Origin of the sequence: Zobellella endophytica (genome assembly GCF_003012775.1) — a bacterium.
GTDB lineage: Bacteria > Pseudomonadota > Gammaproteobacteria > Enterobacterales > Aeromonadaceae > Oceanimonas > Oceanimonas endophytica.
In genome coordinates this window covers 201,116-217,374 of the sequence record NZ_PXYG01000004.1, presented here as the reverse complement: position 1 = coordinate 217,374, position 16,259 = coordinate 201,116, and the positions used below count along the sequence as shown (strand labels likewise).

At 67.7% G+C, this 16,259-nt stretch carries 15 protein-coding genes; 10 read left to right on the top strand and 5 right to left on the bottom strand.

Annotated features, from left to right (window positions below; translation table 11 throughout):
• The first annotated feature begins 70 nt into the window (after positions 1 to 70).
• From C7H85_RS11505 to murQ, 3 genes are read left to right on the top strand one after another with little or no spacing between them, the layout of a single operon-like run.
• Complete coding sequence (locus C7H85_RS11505; RefSeq protein ID WP_106729844.1) at positions 71 to 250, top strand: hypothetical protein; 180 nt, start codon at positions 71 to 73, stop codon at positions 248 to 250.
• Entirely contained in the window at positions 250 to 1,344 is a 1,095-nt protein-coding gene (locus C7H85_RS11500; protein WP_210433643.1) for an anhydro-N-acetylmuramic acid kinase, read from the top strand. Before C7H85_RS11505 ends, C7H85_RS11500 begins: the two co-directional genes overlap by 1 nt.
• 16 nt (positions 1,345 to 1,360) lie before the next feature.
• Positions 1,361 to 2,275 (top strand): N-acetylmuramic acid 6-phosphate etherase, encoded by a 915-nt coding sequence (murQ, locus tag C7H85_RS11495; RefSeq protein WP_106729842.1) that lies wholly within the window; start codon positions 1,361 to 1,363, stop codon positions 2,273 to 2,275.
• Here the strand turns inward: murQ and C7H85_RS11490 are convergent.
• Positions 2,272 to 2,610, bottom strand: coding sequence for a hypothetical protein (locus C7H85_RS11490; protein WP_106729841.1), 339 nt, complete (start codon positions 2,608 to 2,610; stop codon positions 2,272 to 2,274). The genes murQ and C7H85_RS11490 overlap by 4 nt on opposite strands.
• A 178-nt stretch (positions 2,611 to 2,788) precedes the next feature.
• Between C7H85_RS11490 and C7H85_RS11485 the strand changes: the two genes are divergently transcribed.
• Positions 2,789 to 3,667, top strand: coding sequence for an aldo/keto reductase (locus tag C7H85_RS11485; protein ID WP_106729840.1), 879 nt, complete (start codon positions 2,789 to 2,791; stop codon positions 3,665 to 3,667).
• Between the two features lie 2 nt (positions 3,668 to 3,669).
• Here the strand turns inward: C7H85_RS11485 and C7H85_RS11480 are convergent, their stop codons facing one another.
• From C7H85_RS11480 to C7H85_RS11465, 4 genes are all read right to left on the bottom strand, one after another.
• Positions 3,670 to 4,929, bottom strand: coding sequence for a TRAP transporter large permease (locus C7H85_RS11480; RefSeq protein ID WP_106729839.1), 1,260 nt, complete (start codon positions 4,927 to 4,929; stop codon positions 3,670 to 3,672).
• Entirely contained in the window at positions 4,920 to 5,411 is a 492-nt protein-coding gene (locus C7H85_RS11475) for a TRAP transporter small permease (RefSeq protein WP_106729838.1), read from the bottom strand. Before C7H85_RS11475 ends, C7H85_RS11480 begins: the two co-directional genes overlap by 10 nt.
• Before the next feature lie 72 nt (positions 5,412 to 5,483).
• On the bottom strand, positions 5,484 to 6,473 hold the full coding sequence (locus C7H85_RS11470) for a TRAP transporter substrate-binding protein (RefSeq protein WP_106729837.1): 990 nt from the start codon (positions 6,471 to 6,473) through the stop codon (positions 5,484 to 5,486).
• A 230-nt stretch (positions 6,474 to 6,703) separates the two neighbouring features.
• Positions 6,704 to 7,726, bottom strand: a complete 1,023-nt coding sequence (locus C7H85_RS11465; RefSeq protein WP_210433634.1) for a LacI family DNA-binding transcriptional regulator — start codon at positions 7,724 to 7,726, stop codon at positions 6,704 to 6,706.
• A gap of 238 nt (positions 7,727 to 7,964) precedes the next feature.
• On the opposite strand from C7H85_RS11465, the gene C7H85_RS11460 reads away from it, so the two are divergent.
• The 6 genes from C7H85_RS11460 (at position 7,965) to C7H85_RS11435 (ending at position 16,237) form a co-directional block, all read left to right on the top strand.
• The gene (locus C7H85_RS11460) at positions 7,965 to 8,933 is read left to right on the top strand and encodes a sugar kinase (RefSeq protein WP_106729836.1); all 969 of its coding nucleotides are present in this window, start codon (positions 7,965 to 7,967) and stop codon (positions 8,931 to 8,933) included.
• A complete protein-coding gene (locus C7H85_RS11455; RefSeq protein WP_106729835.1) occupies positions 8,930 to 9,916 on the top strand; it encodes an NAD(P)-dependent oxidoreductase in 987 nt (328 codons plus the stop codon). Before C7H85_RS11460 ends, C7H85_RS11455 begins: the two co-directional genes overlap by 4 nt.
• An 89-nt stretch (positions 9,917 to 10,005) precedes the next feature.
• A complete protein-coding gene (locus tag C7H85_RS11450) occupies positions 10,006 to 10,761 on the top strand; it encodes a sugar phosphate isomerase/epimerase family protein (RefSeq protein ID WP_106729834.1) in 756 nt (251 codons plus the stop codon).
• Between the two features lie 64 nt (positions 10,762 to 10,825).
• Positions 10,826 to 12,667 carry a phosphogluconate dehydratase gene (gene edd / locus C7H85_RS11445; RefSeq protein ID WP_106729833.1) on the top strand — a complete coding sequence of 614 codons (1,842 nt, stop codon included), beginning with the start codon at positions 10,826 to 10,828 and terminating at the stop codon, positions 12,665 to 12,667.
• Positions 12,664 to 13,320 (top strand): bifunctional 4-hydroxy-2-oxoglutarate aldolase/2-dehydro-3-deoxy-phosphogluconate aldolase, encoded by a 657-nt coding sequence (locus C7H85_RS11440; protein ID WP_106729832.1) that lies wholly within the window; start codon positions 12,664 to 12,666, stop codon positions 13,318 to 13,320. The genes edd and C7H85_RS11440 overlap by 4 nt, the downstream gene beginning before the upstream one ends.
• Before the next feature lie 238 nt (positions 13,321 to 13,558).
• On the top strand, positions 13,559 to 16,237 hold the full coding sequence (locus C7H85_RS11435) for a cation-translocating P-type ATPase (RefSeq protein ID WP_106729831.1): 2,679 nt from the start codon (positions 13,559 to 13,561) through the stop codon (positions 16,235 to 16,237).
• Positions 16,238 to 16,259 lie beyond the last annotated feature (22 nt).

Below are 16,259 nucleotides of genomic sequence, written 5' to 3'. Positions count from 1 at the left end.
CTGGCGGCCATTATCGGTCTATGGCAACCTTGTGGGTTGAAAATAGTGGCCTTTCACGGAGAAATACGCAATGCACAAACCGCTGTGGCTCGGCCTGGCACTGCTCCTTACCGCCTGTGGCGGCACGCCCCCTCCGCCCGCACCCGAGCCGCCCCCGGTGGCAGAAGCCGAGCCCGAGCCGCAACCCTTTGAAAACGGGGTGATCAGCGTACCGGTCAGCCCGGTGCAAGAGCTTCCCGGCACCTGGTGATCATGGACAACTACATCGGCATCATGTCCGGCACCAGCCTGGACGGCATCGACGCCGTGTTGGTCGAGACCGACGGCGAACGGATCCGGCTGCTTGAGCGCACCACCGCCCCCTTCGAACCCGGGCTGCGCGACCGGCTGCTGGCCCTGGCCGGCGGCGGCGCCGTCAGCGCCCGGCAATGGGGCGAGCTCGATGCCGAACTGGGCCGGGCCTATGCCGGTGTGGTGCTGCAGCTGCTGGCAGGATCCGGCCGGCAGGCCGCCGACATCCGCGCCATCGGCTGCCACGGCCAGACCGTCTGGCACCAGCCCGACGGCCCCCTGCCCTTCTCCCTGCAACTGGGCGACGGCAACCGGCTGGCGGCCGAAACCGGCATCACCACCGTCAACGACTTTCGCCGCAAGGACATGGCCTTGGGTGGCCAGGGCGCGCCCCTGGTGCCCGCCTTCCACCGGCAGGTGCTGGGCGGCACGGACCGGGTGCGGCTGGTGGTGAACATCGGCGGCATCGCCAACATCACGGTGCTGGCGCCCGATACGCCGGTGCTGGGCTACGATGTCGGCCCCGGCAACATGCTGATGGATCTCTGGTGCCGGCGCCACACCGGTCAGCCTTTCGACCGGGGCGCCGCTCTCGCCCGCCGCGGCCGGGTGTCGCCCGCCCTGCTGGCGCGGCTGCTGGCCGAACCCTGGCTGGCCCTGCCCGCCCCCAAGAGCACCGGGCGGGAGCTGTTCAACGAAAGCTGGCTGGACCACCGGCTCGCCGGCGACGAGGCGGTGGCCGACGTGCAGGCCACCCTGGCCGAGTTCACCGCCACCGCCATCGCCCGCGAGGCGCAACAGTGGCCGGCGGGCGAGCTGCTGGTGTGCGGCGGCGGCGGCCACAACCCCCTGCTGCTGGAACGCCTCGCCGCCCAGTTGCCCGGCTGGCGGGTGGACACCACCAACGCCGCCGGGGTGGACATGGACGCCATGGAAGCCATGGCCTTCGCCTGGCTGGCCCACCAGACCCTGCACGGCCTGGCCGGCAACCTGCCGGCGGTGACCGGCGCCCGCCGACCCGCCATACTGGGCGCCATCCACCCGCCCGGCTGAACCCGAAGGTATCCCCATGCAACACCACGACCTGCTCAACGATTTGGCCCGGCTGGCCTCGGAAGGCCGCAACCCGGACACCCTGGATATCGATCTGAAAAGCACCCTCGACATCGTCACCACCATCAACTCCCAGGACCAGCGGGTGCCGGAGGCGGTGGCCCGGGTGCTGCCCGAGATCGCCGCCGCCGTGGATCTCGCCGTCGCGGCCTTGCGCCGGGGCGGCCGCCTGGTCTACCTGGGCGCCGGCACCAGCGGCCGGCTGGGGGTGCTGGATGCGTCCGAATGCCCTCCCACCTTCAGCGTGCCGGCCGGCATGGTGGTGGGGCTTATCGCCGGCGGCGAGGCGGCCATGTTCCGCGCCCAGGAGGGGGTGGAAGACGACGCCGCCCGGGGCGAGCAGGATCTGCGGGACATCGATCTCTCCGATAAAGACGTGGTGGTGGGCATCGCCGCCAGCGGCCGCACCCCCTATGTGCTCGGCGGCCTGCGCTACGCCCGCGCCCTGGGCGCCGGCACCGTGGCGCTGGCGTGCAATCCGGGCTCCCTCATCGGCCGGGAGGCGGCCATCGCCATCGAGCCCGAGGTCGGGCCCGAGGTGATCACCGGTTCCACCCGGCTCAAGTCCGGCACCGCCCAGAAGCTGGTGCTCAACATGCTGAGCACCGCCAGCATGATCCGCCTGGGCAAGGTGTACCAGAACCTGATGGTGGACCTGAACGCCAGCAATGAGAAGCTCGAGGCCAGGGCCATCCGCATCGTGATGCAGGCCACCGGCACGGACGAAAGCACCGCCGCCCGGGCGCTGGACGATGCCGACCGGGAGGTCAAGCTGGCGATACTGATGCTGCTGTCGGGGCTGGGCAAGACCGAGGCCCGGGCCCGGCTGCAACGGGGCCAGGGCGTACTGCGCCGGGCGCTGGAGGATTAGGGCTCACCGGAGGACGACTCGTCGTCTTGGGCCAGCCTGGCGCGCAGCTTCTCTTCCCGGCGGCGATACCAGTGGGCCTTGAACGCCGTCCACCAGTCGTGGGACAGCTCGCCGCCGTAGGCCTCCAGCAGGGCGATTACCCGATCCAGGGTCAGCACGGCGGCGTCGTAGTCGATATCCAGCCAGTGCTTGCGCACCACCACCTTGACCACGCCCGGCTCGGTGCCGAACACTTCCGCCAGCTGCTCTATCTGCAGCTGGTTCATATGGTCGAGTTTAAGGTGCCGTCGGACCAGGGCGCGTTCGTCCTGGGCCGGTGAGGTCGGTGATGTCATGGCCTGCTCCTGTGCTCTGCTCTTATTCTAGTCGTTCCGCTCCTGACCGAGTTAAGAGTAAAGGACCGCCAAAAGCAAGCCTTGCCGCCACCGGCCAGGGCCAGCGACAACCGTTGCAAAGCCCGGCCCGCTGCGCCACCATAATGCGGAATTCATTTCCAAAAAATGAGAGGGACAGATGGACGCCACCGTCACACTCAAGGCCATGGCCGGCCAGCCGGCCATGGCCCTGCCCGCCATCGGCCAGGGCACCTGGTACATGGGCGAAGGACTGGCCCCGCGGCAGGACGAGGTCCGGGCCCTGCAACAGGGGCTGGAGCTGGGGCTGCGGCTTATCGACACCGCCGAGATGTACGCCGACGGCGGCGCCGAGGAAGTGGTGGGCCAGGCACTGAAGGGCCGCCGGGAGCAGGCTTTCCTGGTGTCCAAGGTCTACCCCTGGAACGCCGGCCGGCAGAGCGCGATCCAGGCCTGCGAGCGCAGCCTCAAACGCCTGGGCACCGATTACCTGGATCTCTACCTGCTGCACTGGCCGGGCAGCGTGCCCCTGGACGAAACCCTCGAGGCCTTCGAGCGGCTGCAAGCGCAGGGCAAGATCCGGCGCTTCGGGGTGTCCAACTTCGATATCGACGAGATGCAGGAACTGGCGTCCCTGCCCGGCGGCGAGCGCTGCGCGGTCAACCAGGTGCTCTACCACCTGGGCTCCCGGGGCATAGAGCATTCGCTGCTGCCCTGGCAGCGCCAGCAGGGGCTGCCCACCATGGCCTACTGCCCCCTGGCCCAGGGCGGCCGGCTGCGCCGGGAACTGCTCGGCCACCCGGAGCTGCAGGCCATCGCCGCCGAGCTCGGCGCCACCCCGGCCCAGGTGCTGCTGGCCTGGGCCATCCGCCCGATAAACGGCCTGCGCGACGTCATCGCCATCCCCAAGGCGGTGCAGCCCGAGCATGTGCAACAGAACGCCGGGGCGCTGCACCTGCGGCTGGGCGACGACGTCCTGGCCCGGCTGGACGCCGCCTTCCCGCCGCCCCGGCGCAAGGAACCGCTGGATATCGTGTAACGCTACACCAGCAGCAGGAAGGGGAAGACGATCACCGCCAGCAACACCAGGATGATCACCGAGATATAGGGCAATACCGAGCCGAACGACCTGTTCAGCGGCAAGCCGCCGATGGTGCCGGCGATCAGCAGGCACAGGCCGTAGGGCGGCGTGATCAGGCCGATGGACAGGGTGATGATGATGATGATCCCCATCTGTACCGGATCCACGCCCAGCAGCAGGGCGGTCGGATAGACCACCGGCACGAACAGCACCATGGCCGGTATCGCATCCATGAAGGTGCCGATGAACAGGAAGAACAGCACCACCACCAACATGAACAGGTACCTGTTGCCGCCCAGTCCGGCGAAGAACTCCGCCACCAGGCTGTTGATCCGGTAATAACCGAGGAACTCGCCCAGGGCCGAGGCGGCCGCCAGGGCGAACAGCGACAGGCAGCTCAGCTTGAGGGTGTCGATAAAGATCTCCGGCAGATCGCTCAGCCTGATGGTCTTGTAGTAGAAGGCGCTGATCAGGTAGGCGTACACCGCCGAGAACGCCGCCGCCTCGGTGGGGGTATAGATGCCCCCGACGATGCCGCCGATGATGATCAGCGGGGTGATCATCGCCGGAATGGCGTCCTTCAGCAGCGCCATGAATTCGCCGCGCGATACCTTGTCCGCCACCGGCAGCCCGTCCTTCCTGGCGAAGTAGCTGATCATCGCCATCATGCCGAAGCCGATCAGCAGCCCGGGGAGCAGGCCGCCGATAAACAGCTGGCCGACGGAGGTATTGGTCAGGCCGCCGTAGATCACCATGGTGATGCTGGGCGGTATGATGCTGCCGATGGTGGACGAGGCCGCCGTCACCCCCACCGACATCTCCGGGCTGTAACCCTTCTTGGTCATGCTGGGGATCAGGATCTTGCCCACCCCGGCGGTGTCGGCGGTGGACGAGCCGCTGACCCCGGCGAACATCATCGACACCATCACGTTGGCATGGGCCAGGCCGCCCGGCTTGCGCCCGACCAGGGCGATGGAAAAGTCGATCAGCTTGCGTGAGATCCTGCCGCTGTTCATCAGGTTGGCGGTCAGGATGAACAAGGGGACCGCCAGCAGCACATAGGAGTTCAGCCCGTAGAACATCTTCATCGGGATCATGGTATTGGGAATACCGCCGATGCTGGCCACCCCGGCCAGGGCGGCGATGCCGATGGCGAAGGCAATCGGAATGCCGAGAATAATCAAGGCGACGAACAGCACCACTATCAGTCCTAGCTCCATGCCGGCTTCTCCCTTTTGATGCAGACCCGGATCTCCTTCAACATGCCCTCGAGCAGATAAATCGAAGAAGTCGCAAATGTAATCGGCAGTACCAGCCAGACATAACCCTGCTGCAACGACGGCAGGGTGATCCACTTGGAATGCCAGAAGGTGTCGGTGATTTCCACGCTGTAAAAGGCGCACAACACGCAGAACACCAGCATGACCGACTGTTCGAACAGCACCAGCGCCAGGCGGGCCCGGCCGCTCAGTTTCAGCGCCAGGGCGTTGAAGCTGAAGTGCTTTTTCTCCCGGACCATGACGGCGGCGCCGGAGAATATCGCCCAGATAAAGGCGTTGACCGCCACTTCCTCGGTCCACAGCACCGAGATGTTCAGGTAGCGCGCCAGTACCTGCAGCAGGGTGGCGGCCACGAAGATGACCAGCGCCAGGGTCCCGATCGCGAGCTGGAGCCTGGCCAGCCAGGTGATAAATCGTTCCATCGTCACTCCCCGTTGTATGGGGCTGCACCCGGGGTGCAGCCGATCCTTTGAAGTTTCACGCCCGGGCGGCCGTTACCGGGCCTGCCGGATCTGCTCGACCAGCTCGCTCATGCCGTGCTGCTCGGCCCATTGCTGCTGGATTCGCTGCGCCAGCTCCATGAACGGCTGGCGGTCCGGGGTGTTGACGATGGCGCCGCCCTCGATGGCCTGTTGCTTGTACTGGCTCTCCTCGGTGTAGATGGCCTGGCGCTCGGCCCGGGTCGCCTGGTGCACCGCCGCCATAAAGCGCTCGCGCTGCTCGTCGCCCAGCTTTTCCCAGGTGGCGTTGCGCAGCAGCAGCAGCCGGGTGGTGTAATCGTGGCCGGTTTCCGAGATGTACTTGCCGTTGGCGGTCTTGTGATGCTCCATCGGCACCAGGTAGGGGTAGGCGTTCTCGGAGGCATCGACCACGTTGCTGGACAGGGCCTGATACAGCTCGGCCCAGGCCACGGAGGTGGGCACCGCCCCGGCGTCGAGCCAGAACTGGGACACCACCCCGGCGGTCTGGGTACGGATCTTCATCTGTTTCAGGTCGTCCAGGCTGTTGACCGGCTGCTTGCCATACCAGTGGCGCACCCCGGCCGACCAGTAGCCGACGACGCGGTATTTTTCGCCCGACTCGGCGAAGATGAGATCCGCCATCCTGTCGCCGACCTCGCCGTCGACCACCGCTTCCCAGTGCTCGTAGTCGTCGAACAGGTACAGCAGGGAGAAGAGGTCCACCTCATCGATGCCGGCGGAAGTCATGAAGCCCGGCGACACCAGCACCAGATCGGCGCCGCCCAGCACCAGTTTTTCCATCAGTTCGTTTTCGTTGGTACCGATGGTGCCCGCATGCACCTCCACGCTGAACTCCCCACCCTGCTCGGCCACCTCTTTCAGCTTCAACATCCCTGTCTGGTAGGGGCTGGAGATGTTGGTCTGGTTGTGCGCGGCGATGATGCTGATGGCGCCGGAGTCCGCCTCCTGCTCGCCACACCCCGCCAATGCCGCCGCTACCAATAACGCCAATACCTTTTTCATTCCGTCCTCCAAAATCCTGAGTCATGTTCCGTGTGCAAGGCACCGCCCTTGGGCACGGAAGAATAATGGAACCGGTTCCTAAAAAAGGAAACGGACTCGCGCCCATTTTGTGACGGCACCCGGCAGATCGGAAAATAGTGCGTGACGGGGATCATGGATTTACAGGAAAAGCCGACAGAAAAACCGTTCGCCGGCGGCTTTTTGCCCACGCCAGCTTCGGTTCCCCGCCGCTACATGGTGGTGGAGCCGCGGATCACCAGTTCGGCAGGATACAAACGGGCCTCATGGGCGCCGGTGTCGCCCTCGATCCGCCGGAGCAGCAGGGCACAGGCGGTTTCGCCGATCAACTGGTTGGGCTGGCGCACCGAGGTAATGCCGGCGCCGGGCAGCTCGGCCCAGTCCAGATCGTCGACACTGAGCAGGCCGATCTGGGCGCCCCAGTCGATGCGCAGCCGTTTCAGCGCCTTGGCGGTGATCATGGTGACCACCCCGTTGGCGGTAACGATGGCCTTCTTCAGCCCCCGGTTGGCCGCCACAAAATCCGCAATGGCGTGGTCAACCTGTTGTTCTTCCTTGGTAAATTCGAAATGGCTGCAGCTCATGCCGGGCTCCTCTCCCACAAACTCCCGCAGCGCCCGCAACCGCTCGCTGCGGGTATCGATGGCCAGCGACTGGGTCAGGAAGAGGATGGACTCGTACCCCTGCTCGATCAGGTGGGCGGCGGCGATGCTCATCGCCTGGCGGTTGTCCAGGCCCACCACGTCACAGTCGAAGCCGGCGCTCTTGCGATCGACGAAGACGAAGGGACAATCGATGTCGGCAAAGGCCTGCAGCGACTCGTCGGACATGCCCACGGAATTGATGATCACCCCATCGACCCGATGGCTGCTCAACAGGGCGAGATAGCGGTTCTGCTGCTCGGGCTCATTGTTGGTGTTGCACACCATCAGCATGTAGCCGGCCTCGTTGCAGATCTTTTCGACTCCCCGCAGCACGCCGATGGAGTAGGGATTGGTGATGTCCGCCAGCACCAGGCCAATCAGCCTGGAACGCCCGGCCTTGAGCGCCCGGGCGGACTGGCTGGGCCGGTAATCCAGCGCCTTGATCGCCGCGCCGATGCGACTGCGCAGATCTTCCGACAGCAGCTGCAGCTCGCCATTGAGGTAGCGGGACACGCTGGTCTTGCCGACCCCGGCCTGCCTGGCCACGTCGGATATGGTTGCATGACCTTGTTTTTTAATGTTTTTTTTCAAATCAATTCCATCCTGTTCGGGCGCGACAACCATGGTGGTGGAGGCCTGGCGCCGTGCTTGCCCCCCCGGTTTCGGCAGTCCCCGCCGTGACCCCGTCATATTATGCTTTTTTTCTGCGCCGTTTCACAAAATTGGGCCAAGCGACTTTAACACGTTATGGAACCGGTCCCATAATCATTCCCCGTCGACCGGCTGACCGGCCGGACGCGAACTTCAACCTCACAAGCGAGAGGATGCCATGACATCGGTACAGAATCTGGATGTGGTGACCATCGGCGAAGCCATGGCCATGTTCACGGCCCAGCAGCGCGGCGCCCTGGCGGATGCCAGCAGCTACATCCGCCGCCTGGCGGGGGCCGAGCTGAACGTGGCCATCGGCCTGGCCCGGCTCGGCTTCGGCGTGGGCTACGTCACCAAGGTCGGGGCCGACGCCTTCGGCGAGTACATTCGTCGCGAGATCGCCGGGGAAGGGATCAATACCGACAGGGTGATCACGGATCCACGCTTTCCCAGCGGCTTCCAGCTGAAGGCCAGAACGGACGACGGCAGCGATCCCCGGGTGGAGTATTTTCGCCGGGGCTCGGCGGCCAGCACCCTGTCAACCGGCGACTACGACGCCGATTTTTTTACCGCCGGCCGGCACCTGCACCTGAGCGGGGTGGCGGCGGCGGTGTCCGACAGCCTGCGCGCCCTTTGCCATGCCGCACTCGACGGCATGAAGCAGGCCGGACGAACAGTGTCGTTCGACACCAATCTGCGCCCGAGCCTGTGGCCGGACGCACAGACCATGGTGGCCGAAGTGAACGCCCTGGCCTGCAAGGCCGACTGGGTGCTGCCGGGCATAGAGGAAGGCGAAATTCTCACCGGGCAGCGGGAGCCCGCGCGCATCGCCGACTTTTACCTGGCACGCGGGGTTGGCGTCGTGATGATCAAGCTGGGCCCCGCGGGTGCCTACTACAAGACCGCTCGCGGCGAGCAGGGTATGGCGGCGCCCTTCCCGGTGGCCAAGGTGGTCGACACCGTCGGTGCCGGCGACAGCTTCGCCGTGGGCGTGATCTCCGCCCTACTGGAAGGCTTGCCCCTCGCCCGGGCAGCTCGGCGGGGCAACCTGCTGGGCTCGCTGGCAGTCCAGGTGGCCGGCGACAGCGAAGGCCTGCCCGACCGTTCCACCCTCGACCGGCTGCTCGCCGACAAGGAAAGCGCATGAAACCGAAAATCGTGTTGTACAAAGCCCTTCCCGAGGCGGAGCTGGCCCGCTTGCGGGACCGGTTCGAGGTCAGCGCCTTCGACGGCATCGGCCCCCACAACAGGGCCGACTTTATGGCGGCCCTTACCGAGGCGGAGGGGCTGATCGGCGCCAGCGCCCCGGTCACCACTGAAATGCTGGCGCAGGCGCCCCGGCTGCGGGCGGTGTCCACCATTTCGGTGGGCATCGATCAGTTCGATCTCGCCACCCTCAACCGACGCCGCATCGCCCTGATGCACACCCCCTCGGTGCTGACCGAAACCACGGCGGACACCCTCTTCGCCCTGGTCATCGCCACCGCCCGACGGGTGGTGGAGCTGTCGAACCTGGTGCGTGACGGCTGCTGGCAGGGCAGCATAGGGCCCGAGCATTTCGGCGTGGACGTGCACGGCAAGACCATGGGCATCATCGGCATGGGCCGCATCGGCTACGCCCTGGCGAAGCGCGCCCACCTCGGCTTCGACATGAAGATCAACTACTACAACCGCAGCCCGCACCAACAGGCGGAAGCGCAGCTGAGCGCCACCCGGATGCCGCTGGACGCCCTGCTGGCCGAGGCCGACTTCGTCTGTCTGGTGCTGCCACTCACGCCCGGGACCGAGCGTTTCATCGGCCGGGAGCAGTTCGCGCTGATGAAGCCCGACGCCATCTTTATCAACGGCTCGCGCGGCAAGGTGGTCGACGAACCGGCGCTGATCCAGGCCCTGCAGGAGCGCCGCATCCGCGCCGCCGGCCTGGATGTGTTCGAGGTAGAGCCGCTGCCGGGCAGCTCGCCCCTGTGCCGGCTGGACAACGCCGTGCTGCTGCCGCACATCGGCTCCGCCACCCACGAAACCCGGCTGGCCATGGTGCGCTGCGCCGTCGACAACCTGATCGCCGCCCTCGACGGGGATCTCGGCCGCAACTGCGCCAATGCGGCGGCCGTGTTCCCTCCACAGGGCTGACAGCCGGAGACCTTATTTCGTCCGACAACGGCACCGATACCACTTTTATCCCGGATACGGCTGCCGTATCCGATTACAGGGATCACCACATGCAAGCAGAGGTTATCGTCGTTACTTCCGCCTACGGTCACGACAAAGTTCGTGCCCTGGGCGGCCAGGCGGCATTGCTGCCGATCATCGCCGCCAGCGGCGCGGACGGCGTGGAAATACGCCGAGAACTGCTCAACCGGGACGAATCGCTCCCCGGCCTGGCGGAGCAGATCCGCGCATGCCACCTGAGCTGTGTCTATTCCTCTCCCACGCCCCTGTTCGACCCCACCGGCACGCCGGATCTGCACGGGCTGACGGAACGGCTGGACGAGGCCACCCAGCTGGGCGCCCGGCTGCTCAAGCTGCCCCTCGGCCATGCTCCGGACAACCCCGGGCTGGCCGGGCTCACGGCCCTGCTCCGCACCGGCGACATCCGGCTGTTAATTGAAAACGACCAGACCCCGGAGGGTGGTACCCCGGCCCCCCTGCTCCGTTTCTTCCAAGCGGTACAGCAGCAAGGCGCCCCCATCGGCATGACCTTCGACATGGCCAACTGGCACTGGCTGGGGGAGGACAACGCCAGGGCCGCCGCGCAGTTGGCGTCTTTTGTCGAATATATCCACGTCAAGGCCAGCCGGGAGCGCGACGGCAAGGTGCATGCCGTGTCCCTCGACGAGGCGCCGGATACCTGGGCCCCGCTGATACCCCTGTTGCCGACGACAGTGCCGCGCGGCATCGAGTCGCCGCTGCTGGGGGACGATCTGGCTGCAGTTACCCGCGGCTATGTGAACCGACTGCGCATCCCGGCCGCCTGAGTTGCGTAATCACCCATCACTAAAAACAGAACGGCAACCAAAACAACCGAACAGGAAGTCAGCCATGCATCATACCCTTGAACACGTCACCGCGCGGATCCTGGCCCGCAGCCGCGCCAGCCGGGCCGCCTACCTGCAGCGTATGGAACACCAAGCCGCACAGGGCAAGGCCAGGGCCGGCCTGGCCTGCGGCAACCTGGCCCATGTGGTGGCCGCCGCCTGCTCGGCGCAGAAAAAACGGCTGCTGGACATGACCCGGGCCAACCTGGCCATCGTTACCGCCTACAACGACATGCTGAGCGCACATCAGCCCTACGATGCCTACCCCGCCGCCATCAAGGCGGCGCTCGCCGAGCACGGCCACAGCGCTCAGGTGGCCGGCGGCGTGCCGGCCATGTGCGATGGCATCACTCAGGGCCAGCCGGGCATGGAGCTATCCCTGTTTTCACGGGATCTGATCGCCCAGGCCACCGCCGTGTCGCTCAGCCACAACGCCTTCGACGCCACCCTGCTGCTCGGCATCTGCGACAAAATCGCCCCCGGCCAACTGATCGGCGCGCTCAGCTTCGGCCAGCTGCCCACCGCCTTTATCCCCGCCGGCCCAATGCCCACCGGCATCGGCAACGAGGAGAAGGTCCGCGTCCGCCAGCAATATGCCGCCGGCCAGGTCGGGCGCGAGGCACTGCAGGAAATGGAAAACCGGGCCTACCACGCCCCCGGCACCTGCACCTTCTACGGCACCGCCAACAGCAACCAGCTGGTCTTTGAAGCCATGGGGCTGATGCTGCCGGGATCCGCCTTCGTCGCGCCGGAAAGCCCGCTGCGCCACGCGCTGACCATGGAGGCGGCGCTGCGCCTGGCGGCCCAGGCGACGGGGGTGGCGAGCCGCCCTCTGTATCGGGTGCTGGACGAAAAGGCGGTGGTCAACGGAGTGGTGGCGCTGCTCGCCTCCGGCGGCAGCAGCAACCACACCCTGCACCTGGTGGCCATTGCCCGGGCAGCGGGCTGGGTACTGAACTGGGACGACTTCAGTGAACTCTCGGCAGTGGTACCCCTGCTGGCGCGGATCTATCCCAACGGACCGGCCGATATCAATGCCTTCCAGGAGGCGGGCGGCGTGCCGCTGCTGCTGCGCCTGTTGGCCGAACGGGGGCTGCTGCACACCGACGCCTTGCCGGTCTACGGCGACTACCGGGACTACCTCAGCGCCCCCACCCTGGATGCGGACGGCCGCCTGCACTGGCGCCCCTGCGCCGACACCCGGGATCCGGCGGTGATCGCCCCCCGCGGCCAGGCCTTCAGCGCCAGCGGCGGGCTCAGGGTGCTCGACGGCGACCTGGGCCGCGCCATCATCAAGGTCAGTGCCGTGGCGCCGGAACATCGCCTGATCCAGGCGCCGGCCCGGATATTCGACAGCCAGCAGGCGGTGGTCGAGGCCTACCGGGCGGGCGAACTGCACCAGGATGGGGTGATAGTGGTGCGCTTCAACGGCCCGGCGGCCAACGGCATGCCCGAGCTGCACCAGCTGATGCCACTGCTTGGCAACCTGCAGCAGGCCGGCCACCGGGTGGCGCTGGTCACCGACGGCCGCCTGTCCGGCGCCTCGGGCAAGATACCCGCAGCCCTGCACCTGACCCCGGAGGCAGCCCGGGGCGGCCCCCTGGCGCGGCTGTGCGACGGGGATCTGATCACCCTGGACGCGGAGCGCGGCACCCTGGCGGTGGACGCCCCTCTCCGGGAGCGCCTACCCGCCACCCCGGACCTGAGCGACAACGACGCCGGCTGTGGCCGGGAGCTGTTCGCTCCCCTGCGGGCGCTGGTGTCCGACGCGGAGCACGGCGCCAGCCTGTTTTCACCCCCGGCGCCGGCAAGGCCGGCCACACAGCAAGAGGAAACCCCAAGATGACATGGCAACTCCAACCCGACGCGGTCTTCGCCGCTTCCCCCCTGATGCCGGTGATGGTCGTCGACCGGCCCGAGCAGGCGGTGCCCCTGGCCCGCGCCCTGCTGGCCGGCGGTATCGGCGTGTTCGAGGTCACCCTGCGCACCGAGGCGGCGCTGGCCGCCATTGCCGCCATCGCCGAGGCCCTGCCCGAGGCGCTGGTGGGGGCCGGCACCGTGCTGACCCCCGATCAATACGATGCCGCCGTGGCCGCCGGCGCCCGTTTCGTGATCTCGCCGGGCTGCACTCCCCGCCTGCTGCAGCACGCCGCCCGGGGCAGCGCCCCCCTGATCCCCGGGGTCAGTACTCCCTCGGAGATCATGCAGGCACTCGAGCTCGGCTACAGCCGGCTCAAGTTCTTTCCCGCCGAAGCCAACGGCGGGGCGGCGGCGCTCAAGGCCATGTCCGCCCCCCTGCCCCAGGTGCGCTTCTGCCCCACCGGCGGCATCAACCCGGACAACCTGGCCGGCTACGCCGCCCTGAACTGCGTGGCCACGGTGGGCGGCAGTTGGATGCTGCCCGCCGACGCCATCGCGGCCGGCGATTGGGAACGGGTGACCCGCCTCAGCCGGGAGGCGCTCACCCTGCTCGGGGAGCTGCACCGCCAGGCTGGCTAAGGCACTATGTAGCCGGCAGGCAACCCCGCCGTGTGCAGCTGTGCACCTTGCCGGCGGGCCGCCCGCGCCCCAGGCATCGTCGCCACCTGGACTTAACACGACATGGTTCTCTCACCTTCCCATTTAACCATTTGAAAACAGATGGTTATCATTATTTGTGGTTGCCATCCCGCCCCTTCCGGCCCTATGGTGGAAGGGGTAGCGGCTGGCGGAGCCGACCACGGGAGGGAGCACCATCATGCAGACACCGGCACCACGCTGGCACCGGCTGACCACGGAGCAAACCGCCTCGGCGCTGGACACCGACAGCGGCCGCGGCCTGAGCGACCAAGCCGCCCGGCAACGGCTGGCCGAGCACGGCGAGAATCGCCTGGCCGAAACGGCGCCCCGTCCCCCCTGGCTCAGGTTCCTGGATCAGTTCAAGGCCGTACTGGTGCTGGTGCTGCTGTTCGCCGCCGGGCTGGCCTGGGCCATCGGCGATCTGAAGGATGCGGTGGTCATCCTGCTGGTGGTGCTGTTCAACGCCGCCCTCGGCTTTTACCAGGAGCACCGGGCGGAACGCACCCTGGCCGCGCTCAAGGGCATGCTGGTGCCCAGGGCCAGGGTCAGGCGCAACGGCCAGGTGCAGGAGCTGGCCGCCGCCGAGCTGGTGCCCGGCGACCTGGTGCTGCTGGAGGCGGGCGACCAGGTGCCGGCCGACGGCCGGGTGCTGGCCGCCCACGCCCTGGAGGTGCAGGAGGCGGCGCTGACCGGGGAGTCCCAGCCGGTCGGCAAGCTTGCCCCGCCGCTGACGGAGGACGAGCTGCCCCTGGGCGAACGCTGCAACATGCTGTACATGAACACCACCGTCACCCGGGGCCGGGGCGAAATGCTGGTGGTGGCCACCGGCATGAATACCGAAATGGGCGGCATAGCGACGCTGATCGCCCAGGCCCCGGAAGGGGAAACCCCGCTGCAACGGCAGCTGGACCGGCTGGGCAAGCGGCTGGCGGCCATCGCCGGGGTGGTGGTGGTGGCCATCTTCGCCATGACCCTGCTGCGCGGCACGCCCTGGGCCGAAGCGGCGATGACCTCGGTCGCCCTGGCGGTGGCCGCCGTGCCCGAAGGCCTGCCCGCCGTGGTCACCGTGACCCTGGCCATCGGCATGTGGCGCATGGCGCGCAAGAAGGCCATCCTGAAGAAACTGGCGGCGGTGGAAACCCTCGGCGCCACCACGGTGATCTGCACCGACAAGACCGGTACCCTCACCCTCAACCAGATGACCGCCCGGGCCGGCTGGCACGCGGGCCACCGCTTCAGCGCCAGCGGCCAGGGCTATGGCAGCGACGGCCGGATCCACAGCGAGGGCGGCCCCGGGCCGGCAGACATGCTGCCGCCCATGGCGCTGTGCACCGAGTCGCGGGTGCGCGACGGCAAGCTCATCGGCGATCCGACCGAGGGCGCCCTCTATGTGCTGGCCCAGAAGGGCGGCCTGGATCCCCAGCGGGAGCAGGAGCGCGCGCCGCGCCTCGCCGAGATCCCCTTCGACTCGGCCCACAAGTTCATGGCCACCTTCCACCACCGGGGCGACCGGGTGCTGATGTACATCAAGGGGGCGCCGGACATCCTGCTCGGCCACGCCGGCCACTGGCAGCACGGCGACGGCCCCCGCCCGCTGGACGATGCCGCCGCCCGCGCCATCACCCGGGAAAACGACCACCTCGCCGGCCAGGCGCTGCGGGTGCTGGCCGTGGCCCAGCGGGAGATCCCGGCCCGCGATTTCGACCCGGGCGAGGATCTCTGGCGCTGGGTCGGCGACTGGACCTTTCTGGGGCTGGTGGGGCTGATGGATCCACCGCGCCCCGAGGCGGCCGAGGCCATCGCCCACTGCCGGGCCGCGGGCATCCAGGTGAAGATGATCACCGGCGACCACAAGACCACGGCGGCGGCCATCGCCCGAGAGCTGGGGCTGCGGGGCGGGGTGCTGTCCGGTGCCGAGCTGGAGCGCATGGACGACGCCGAGCTGGCCCGCCGCATCGACGATATCACGGTATTCGCCCGGGTCTCGCCCCAGCACAAGGTCAAGATCGTCCGGGCGTTGCGGGCCGACGGCCACGTCACCGCCATGACCGGCGACGGGGTCAACGACGCCCCCGCCCTCAAGGCGGCGGACATCGGCGTCGCCATGGGCATCACCGGCACCGCCGTGACCCGGGAGGCGGCGACCCTGGTGCTGACCGACGACAACTTCGCCACCATAGTGCAGGCGGTGGAGGAAGGCCGCACCATCTACGACAACATCGTCAAGTTCGTGCGCTTCCAGCTGTCCACCAACATCGCCGCCATCCTCACCGTGCTCAGCGCCACCCTGCTGGGCCTGCCGATGCCCTTTACCGCCATCCAACTGCTGTGGATCAACATCATCATGGACGGCCCGCCCGCCATGACCCTGGGGGTGGAGCCGCCCCGGCCCGGCCTGATGCGGGAGCCGCCGCGCCCGCCCGGGGCGCAGATCCTGTCCGGCCGGCGCCTGGGCCGGCTGGCGCTGTACGGCCTGACCATGACGACGGGCACCCTGGCGATGTTCGCCTACGGCCTGGCGCAGGACGCGCCGGAGCGGGCCGGCACCCTGGCCTTCACCACCTTCGTGCTGTACCAGTTCTTCAACGTGTTCAACGCCCGGGCGGAGCAGGGCTCGGCCTTCAACCGCCATTTCCTGGCCAACGGCAAGCTGTGGCTGGCGCTGGCGGCCGTGCTGCTGCTGCAGCTGCTGGTGGTGCACTGGCCGCCGCTGCAGCAGGTGTTCGCCACCGTCGCCCTCGGCCCGGGCGACTGGCTGCGCTGCGCCCTGGTGGCGTCCAGCGTGCTGTTGCTGGACGAGGCGGCCAAGCTGAGTCTGCGGCTCTGGGCCCGCCACCGTTCTTCCACCGCCGGCTGAGCCGAGACGCCGAGGAGGCCGT